The organism is Bacillus sp. RC252 (assembly GCF_044909215.1).
Classification (GTDB): domain Bacteria; phylum Bacillota; class Bacilli; order Bacillales; family Bacillaceae_G; genus Bacillus_A; species Bacillus_A mycoides.
In genome coordinates this window covers 1-1,575 of the sequence record NZ_JBIYDV010000054.1, presented here as the reverse complement: position 1 = coordinate 1,575, position 1,575 = coordinate 1, and the positions used below count along the sequence as shown (strand labels likewise).

Here is a 1,575-nt window from a genome sequence, read left to right as displayed (position 1 = left end):
ACGATAAGCGGATTTGCCTACTTATCAGCCTAACTGCTTGGACGTGCACAACCAATCGCACGCTTCTTCTATCCTTCTGCGTCCCTCCATTGCTCAAACGATAAAGAGGTGGTACAGGAATATCAACCTGTTGTCCATCGCCTACGCCTGTCGGCCTCGGCTTAGGTCCTGACTAACCCTGAGCGGACGAGCCTTCCTCAGGAAACCTTAGGCATTCGGTGGACGGGATTCTCACCCGTCTTTCGCTACTCATACCGGCATTCTCACTTCTAAGCGCTCCACCAGTCCTTCCGGTCTGACTTCACTGCACTTAGAACGCTCCCCTACCACTGATACCATTGGTATCAATTCGCAGCTTCGGTGGTGTATTTAGCCCCGGTACATTTTCGGCGCAGAGTCACTCGACTAGTGAGCTATTACGCACTCTTTAAATGGTGGCTGCTTCTGAGCCAACATCCTAGTTGTCTAAGCAACTCCACATCCTTTTCCACTTAATACACACTTTGGGACCTTAGCTGGCGATCTGGGCTGTTTCCCTCTTGACTACGGATCTTATCACTCGCAGTCTGACTCCTAAGGATAAGTCATTGGCATTCGGAGTTTGACTGAATTCGGTAATCCGATGAGGACCCCTAGTTCAATCAGTGCTCTACCTCCAAGACTCTTACACTTAAGGCTAGCCCTAAAGCTATTTCGGGGAGAACCAGCTATCTCCAGGTTCGATTGGAATTTCTCCGCTACCCACACCTCATCCCCGCACTTTTCAACGTGCGTGGGTTCGGGCCTCCATTCAGTGTTACCTGAACTTCACCCTGGACATGGGTAGATCACCTGGTTTCGGGTCTACGACCACGTACTAAACGCCCTATTCAGACTCGCTTTCGCTGCGGCTCCGCCTCTTCAGCTTAACCTTGCACGGGATCGTAACTCGCCGGTTCATTCTACAAAAGGCACGCCATCACCCATTAACGGGCTCTGACTATTTGTAGGCACACGGTTTCAGGATCTCTTTCACTCCCCTTCCGGGGTGCTTTTCACCTTTCCCTCACGGTACTGGTTCACTATCGATCACTAGGGAGTATTTAGCCTTGGGAGATGGTCCTCCCAGATTCCGACGGAATTTCACGTGTTCCGCCGTACTCAGGATACATTCAAGAGAGAACGAAGTTTCGACTACGGGGTTATTACCCTCTGTGACGGACCTTTCCAGGTCGCTTCGTCTACCTCGTTCCTTTGTAACTCCGTATAGAATGTCCTACAACCCCAAGAGGCAAGCCTCTTGGTTTGGGCTAGATTCCGTTTCGCTCGCCGCTACTCAGGAAATCGCATTTGCTTTCTCTTCCTCCAGGTACTTAGATGTTTCAGTTCCCTGGGTCTGTCTTCCATACCCTATGTATTCAGGTAAGGATACCATACCATTACGTATAGTGGGTTTCCCCATTCGGAAATCTTCGGATCAAAGCTTACTTACAGCTCCCCGAAGCATATCGGCGTTAGTCCCGTCCTTCATCGACTCCTAGTGTCAAGGCATCCACCGTGCGCCCTTTCTAACTTAACCAAACTAAAATTAAAAAA

1 rRNA gene is annotated in these 1,575 nt (G+C 50.0%); it reads right to left on the bottom strand.

Going from position 1 to position 1,575, the window contains the following annotated elements:
• Positions 1-1,558: ribosomal RNA gene (locus ABH960_RS29490) — 23S ribosomal RNA — on the bottom strand; the annotation flags it as partial.
• Positions 1,559-1,575 lie beyond the last annotated feature (17 nt).